Below are 6309 nucleotides of genomic sequence, written 5' to 3'. Positions count from 1 at the left end.
GGGGGTCAGGGGGTGGGGGGGAGTTCGGTGAAGCGGATCGCGTCCACCCCGGCGAAGTAGCGGTCGGTGCTCTGCGTCTTGCCGATCGCCACCAGGGTGATCTGGTGCGGGCCCGCCGCCAGCGGCACCCGGGCCACGTCGATCCAGTCGGTGACCCGCACCGTGGGGGAGAAGCCGATGAAGGGATCACCGACCTGCCGCCCGTCGATCAGGAACACCGTGTTGGCGTAGTCGGGAGCCGTGGTCCGCACGGTGGAGAACTGCCAGACGGCCTGGACCGGCACCTCCACCGTCACGGTCACCCGGTCGTTGATCGCCCGGCCCAGGAAGAACAGCTGGTTCTCCTGCGACCAGGTCACCTCGCAACAGTTCGGCTGCACCGCCACGGCCGCCGCCGAGCCGGTCGGCGACTCGACCCGGGCACCGGTCACCAACGTCTCCGCCTCGACGGTCACCACCCGGGCCTGCGGCGGCGGATCGTCGTCGCGCGCCACCAGGAACACCACCACCGCCGAGACCACCAGCACCAGCGCCGCCGCGGCGGCGATCCACGGCCAGGGCGTACGCTTCGGCGGCGCCACGGCCCGCACCTCGTAGGTGACCCGGCCACTGGACCGGGAACTCTCCTCCGGCGCGGTGTTCGCCGAGTACGCGAAGCCGGTCATGTCGTAGCGACGCGGCGGCGTCCCCGCCGGCACGGCCAGCCGGACCAGGAACGACACCGAGCCCTGCCCGGGCACCACCCGCTGCGGTTCGGTGACGGTGAACCAGGAACGCTGCGTACCCTCGCCGGGCGCCACGTCGAACACCACCGTGTCCGGCGCGAGCCCCGGGTTGGAGACGGTGAAGGTCAGCTCCCCGGCGTTCCGGACGTCCAGGGTGAACTGCTCGGCTGCGGCGACGACGGTCCATTCGGTGGTCATGACGGCTCCTCCGGAGCGGGATCGGGCGGGGTGGGAACGGGGGAGGGCGACGGCACACTGGCCCGGCCGACCGCCGGTGCGCCCGCCACGACGGTGATCTCGGCGGTCACGGCGGCCGGCTTCTCCGCCGCGACGATCCGGCTGACCAGGTCGAGCTGGTCGGCGGCGGTCGGCGGCACCCGGACGACCAGATGGAACGGCCGGTCGGCCGGCTCGTCGAGGACGAAACCGGTGACCCCGGTGGCCAGTTCCAGGGCGGTCCGCAGCCCGTCCGGGGTGCCCCGCCAGGTCGCCAGCGCCGCCCCGTGCGCCACCAGGTCACGCAGCCGGCTCAGCGGCAACGGCAGCGGCGCGTCCCGCCGGGGCGCGGCGACCACGTGGTCCATCGCCACCCACCCGGCCAGGTACGCCACCATCCCGCCCGGTGCCCGGTACGGCGCGAACAGCGCGTCGACGTCGGCCAGCACCGCCTCGTCCGGCGCGTGCAGGGCCTCCATCACGTCCAGCAGCGCCCACAGCACGCTGCCCGGCACGCAGGCGCGCTGGTAGGCGGCGGGCAGCAGCCGCTCAATGGCCGGTCGACGCATCCTGCCGCACCACCTCGATGTCGTGCTCGCCGGAGCAGAGCAGCCAGGTGTCCGGGACGGTGACCACGTCGGCGGTGGCCTGGTTGGCGCTGGCCGACCAGTCGACCGCGTCGCCGCTGCGGTGCACGCCGCGTTCCCCACCGGCCAGCACCAGCCGGTCCGTCCCGGCGGTGGCGGCGATCGCGTCCACCGGCACGAACCGGGTGCGGTCGCGCAGCGGCAGCCCGCAGTTGACCGACACCGACGACCACTGCGGCTGTGCCGCGACCGTGTCCAGCCGCAACACCCCGCCGCTCTGCGTGGCGGCCAGCGCCTGGGTGCCGCTGAAGGTCAGGTCCCGGCAGGTGCCGCCGATCCAGCCGGACTGCATCGCCTGCCACTTCACGTCGGACTCGAACAGCCGGGCCCGGAAGCACCCCTGCCCGGGCCGCTTCGGGTCCGGCTCGCCGGCACCGCTCCACAGCAGCGTGGCCGGGCCGTCGTACTGCACGGCGAGCAGCCGGTTGTCCACGTTGGCCAACCCGACGTGGGAGAAGCTGCCGGGTCGGCCCGCGTTACCGGAGAGGTAGACCCCGAATCCGGCCTGCGCGGCCACCGCCACCCCGGGTACGCCGCGCTCGGAGACGAACGCCCGCACCGCGTAGAAGCCCCGGTCGGCGTCGGCCGGGTCGACCAGGATCTGCAACGGCACCGCACCGGGCAGCAGCGACACCTCGTACAGGCCGGTGTCGGTGGCGACCAGCAACGCGCCCGCGCCGTCCCGGTCGATCCAGGCCAGGTCACTGATCCGCGAGTCCAGATCGGTCAGCAGCGACCAGGTCTCGCCCAGGTCGGCGCTCAGGTGCACCCGGGAGCCGCCGCCGGACCGGACCGTGGCCACCGCCACCGACCCGGGCCGGGGCACGATGCCGGGCCGCACCGGGGCGGGTGCGGGCGCCACCCGCTGCACGGTCTCCCCGTCGAACCGGCCCGCCGGCTCCCATCCGGCACCGGCGTTGGTGGAGCGGAACAGCACCGGGCCGCTGCCCGCGTACCAGGTGCGGGGTTGGTACTGGTCCGCGGCGAGCGTGCGGACCTGCTGGTCGGGGGCCTCGTCGACGACGAACCGCACCGACTCGACGTAGCGCACCCCGGGCTCGGCGTGCTCCAGCAACCGGTACACGTTGGACGCGCGCAGCGGCTCACCGAACGCCCAACCGGCCGGGTTCAGCGGGGTGGGCAGCGGACTCAGCGTCTGGTGCAGCCGGTCGTGGATGCGCCGCCGGACCGCCTCCGCGTCCTCCTCCCGGCGCACCACCACCCGGGCCCGGATCGACACCGCCTTGTACCGCGCCCAGCTCGCCCGGCAGGTGGTGCCGAGCGAGCGGCGACGTTCCAGGTCCGCCTCGACCCGCAGCCGCGCCTCCTCCACCTCGTGCCCGCGCAGCACCTCCACCGGCAGCCGGCCGCCGGGCCGGGCGTCGTCCGGCACGTACGGCACCAGCACCACCTCCACCTCGCCGGGTCGGGCGAAGCTGTAGACGGCGGCCCGGGTGAAGGCGCGGGCCCGGCTCACCCCGCCGGAACCGGTGGCCAGCACCTCGAAGTCGCGGGCGGTCACCGCGCGCTGCTGGGCGAAGAAGGCGTACGGGCCGCGCAGCAGCACCGACTCCATCGCCTCCATCTCCCGGCCGCCGGCCGCCGGTGCCGGGTTGACCACCTTCACCCCGGGCAGCGGGTCCCGCAGGCTGGTCAGCGTCCCGGCCGCCACGTTGCCGGCGGTGCCGCCACCGGCGCGGTACCAGAGCCGCACCTGCCGTCCGGCCGGCGGTACCGCCGCGACCGGGGCGTCGTCACCGGCGGAGTCCGGCCCGCGCAGGTCCAGCGCCGGGGCGAAGGTCACCGTGCCCGAGCAGCGGTCCACCAGGTACGCCTTGTCCTGCGCTCCGAGGCCGGCGAAGCTGTCCACCGCCCGCCAGATCTCGAAGGTCCGCCCCTCGTGCTCGCGGGCCGCCGCGCCCAACTCCACCGAGCCGGTCGGCACCTCGACGCCGAGCAGCAGGTCCAACGGTTCGGCGGTCCGGGCCAGCGGGGCCCGCCCGGCCCGCAGCACCTGCCCCGGCGCGCCGGTGCCGACGCCGAGCAGTTCCGCCTCGACCGGCTCGCAGTGGTGCATCCGGACGGTCACCTGACGCTGGCCGGCGGCGAGCAGCGCCGGCTCGCAGGTGACGAAGACGACCGGTCGCGGGTCCGCGCCACGCGCCGCCGCGACCCGGGTACCGGCCGGGATCCGCAGCGCCTCGTCGTCGGCGCCGGTCCGGGTGAACCGCACCTCCGCCCAGGCCGCCGAGGGGGCGTGCCGGGTCACACCGAGCAGGGTGAGGAAGGAGACGTACGCCTTCTCCGGCAACTGGTTCAGCCGATAGATCATCACCTCGGTGAGGTGCGCGAACGCCTCCAACAGGGCGATGCCCGGATCGTGCGCGGACAGGTCGGTCCAGCCGGGGCAGGACTGCCGGATCCGCTCCCGGGCCTCGGTCACCAGGTCGAGGAAGGTCCGGTCGTCCAGGTGCGGCACGGGCAGGGTCATCGCCCCTCCTCAGCGTCGGGGTCGAGGGTCGGCCCCGACGGGTCGTCGTCGGTGGGCAGCAGGTCCACGGAGAAGACCAGTTGCCCGGGGGTGAGGCTGGCCCGGATCCGGTAGTCCAGCCGGATCACCAGCCGCCACGGGTCGTCCGGGTCCGGACCGGCGTCCACGTCGAGCACGTCGATGCGGGGCTCCCAGCGGGTGACCGCCGCGCGGACGTAGTGGATGGCCAGCCCGGCGGTGGTGTCGTTGTTCGGGGCGAAGACCAACCGGTGCAGCCGGGAGCCGTACCCGGGGCGCATCAGCCGCTCGCCCGGCGTGGTGGACAGCAGCAGGAACAGCGCCTGGCGTACGGTTTCGTCGCCGTCGGTCATGGCCAGCCCGCCGGCCGCGGTCAGTCCGAGCCCCCCACCGCGCCCGGCGTCGAAACCCGCGCCGAGGAACCGGATCGCCCTCACCGGTCGGCCCCCAGGAACGCCTGCCGGGGATCGCGTACCCGGTACCGGAACTGGCCCGGCGGGCTGCCGTCGGTGAAGCCCTCCAGGTGCGACAGCACCACCCGGTGACCGTCCACGCGGACGAAGTCGCTGTAACCGACGCGCACCGGCTCGGTCTTCGTACACGGCTTGACCGTCGCGCCGTAGTTCGGGCAGGCGACGATCTTCCGGCCCTTCGGGTCGTCGGCCACCAGCACCGGTACGCCGACCACCCGCACCCACCCCTGCGACTCCTCGTTGCGGATCCGGCCGTCGTGGTCACACCTGATCACCGAGTCGCGATGGATCCAGCGCATCAGCCACCTCCTCCGTGATGGGTGCGGGCCAGGCTGCGGGCCCGCTCGGCGGCGGTGCCCGGGTCCTCGCTCGCCTCGGCGTGCAGGAAGTCGACGCTGCGGGCGCGCACCACCATCGCCCGGCCCGGGGCGGAGAGCACCAGGTCGGCGGCGGCGTGCAGGGTGACCAGGTCCGGGGTCAGCTCCAGCCAGCTACCCGTGTCGGTGCTCAACCGCAGGCTGCGGGCCACGTCGTCGACCACCACCTGCTGCCCGCCCGAGGTCCGCAGCGACCAGCGCCGGGCCCGCCCGTCGTCCACCCCGGTGTCGTACGGCGTGACGGCGCCGAACAGCGCACCGAGCACCACACCCGAGGCGGGTTCCCCACCGGGCAGCGCCACCAGCACGGTGTCCTGCGGATCGGGCAGCGCCACCAGTCCCTTGCCCCGGCCGGCACCCGGGCAGAGCACCGCCAGCCAACCCGCGTCCGCCCCGCCGTACGCGGGCAGTTCCACCCGCACCCGCCCCAGCCCGTCCGGGTCCGCCACGTCGGTGACGGTGCCCAGGGTGACCACCGCCGGAGCGGGTGACCCGGCCGGCGGCGCCGGAGGCGGCACGGTGGAGAAACGACTCAGGTACCCGTCGGCGTCGACGGTGTGCACCACCTCGGTCAGCACGTACGTGCCGGCCATCGACTCGGCGACCCCGGTCAACCGGATCCGCCGACCGGGACGCAACGCGGGATCACCCTCGGCGGTGCCCTCGGCGGTGACCAGCGCCGCAGCGCGTACGTCCAGTCGGGCCTGAGCCAGCGCGGCGATCTCGTCGTCGCTGCGGCCCGGCTGGTCCAGCGCGGTCCGGGTGCCGTCCGCGCCCACGTCGGCGGGATCCGGGTCCACCGGGGTGTCCCGCCCGCACCGGGGCACGGCGGCCTGCGAGGTGAACGCTTCGGCCCGCTGCGGGTGCCAGCCGAGCGCGGCGCTCTCGCCCACGGCGGCGTCCGCGTTGACCGCCAGCCGCAGGCCGTGCACGTCGCGGCCGAGCGCGAGCGGGATCGGCGCGCCGTACCCGTCGAGCGTCAGCAGACGCAGCACGTCGTCGTCGACACTCAGGTGCAGCCCGGCCCGGCCGGTCACCTCCACCAGCAGGTCGAGGTCGCTCGGGCGGTGGTGCGGCAGCCGGTCCAGCCGTGGCCCGTCGACCTCGGCGTCGACCCGCAGTCCCAGGTCGGCGCAGAGGTCGGCGGCCAGCTCGGCGGCGGTCACCGACTCGAACACCCGCAACCGCTGCCGCTTGCGCAACCGGTGCAGCGCGTCGTACGCCCGGATCCGCAGGATCGCCGCGCCGTCGGCGGCGTACTCGACCTCGACGGCGGTGACCTCGCCGCCGAAGAGCGCCGCCGGGTACCCGTCGAGGCGGACCTCCAGGCGCGCGCCGACCCGCGCCGTGGCGACCGGCGGC

6 protein-coding genes are annotated in these 6309 nt (G+C 74.9%); all 6 read right to left on the bottom strand.

Annotated elements, in window-relative coordinates:
• Nucleotides 1–5: 5 nt before the first annotated feature.
• The gene (locus EYA84_RS24005; protein WP_131055576.1) at nucleotides 6–923 is read right to left on the bottom strand and encodes a hypothetical protein; all 918 of its coding nucleotides are present in this window, start codon (nucleotides 921–923) and stop codon (nucleotides 6–8) included.
• Nucleotides 920–1510 (bottom strand): phage tail protein, encoded by a 591-nt coding sequence (locus EYA84_RS24000; protein ID WP_131055574.1) that lies wholly within the window; start codon nucleotides 1508–1510, stop codon nucleotides 920–922. Before EYA84_RS24000 ends, EYA84_RS24005 begins: the two co-directional genes overlap by 4 nt.
• Complete coding sequence (locus EYA84_RS23995; RefSeq protein ID WP_131055572.1) at nucleotides 1491–4079, bottom strand: putative baseplate assembly protein; 2589 nt, start codon at nucleotides 4077–4079, stop codon at nucleotides 1491–1493. Before EYA84_RS23995 ends, EYA84_RS24000 begins: the two co-directional genes overlap by 20 nt.
• On the bottom strand, nucleotides 4076–4534 hold the full coding sequence (locus EYA84_RS23990) for a GPW/gp25 family protein (RefSeq protein WP_131055570.1): 459 nt from the start codon (nucleotides 4532–4534) through the stop codon (nucleotides 4076–4078). Before EYA84_RS23990 ends, EYA84_RS23995 begins: the two co-directional genes overlap by 4 nt.
• Nucleotides 4531–4869 (bottom strand): hypothetical protein, encoded by a 339-nt coding sequence (locus EYA84_RS23985; protein WP_131055568.1) that lies wholly within the window; start codon nucleotides 4867–4869, stop codon nucleotides 4531–4533. The genes EYA84_RS23990 and EYA84_RS23985 overlap by 4 nt, the downstream gene beginning before the upstream one ends.
• On the bottom strand, nucleotides 4869–6309 hold a 1441-nt coding region (locus EYA84_RS23980), incomplete at its 5' end, for a phage baseplate assembly protein V (RefSeq protein ID WP_131055567.1). The genes EYA84_RS23980 and EYA84_RS23985, both read right to left, overlap by 1 nt.

Origin of the sequence: Verrucosispora sp. SN26_14.1, assembly GCF_004307965.1 — a bacterium.
In the GTDB taxonomy this organism is placed as follows: Bacteria; Actinomycetota; Actinomycetes; order Mycobacteriales; family Micromonosporaceae; genus Micromonospora.
This window is presented reverse-complemented; position numbering and strand designations above follow the sequence as displayed.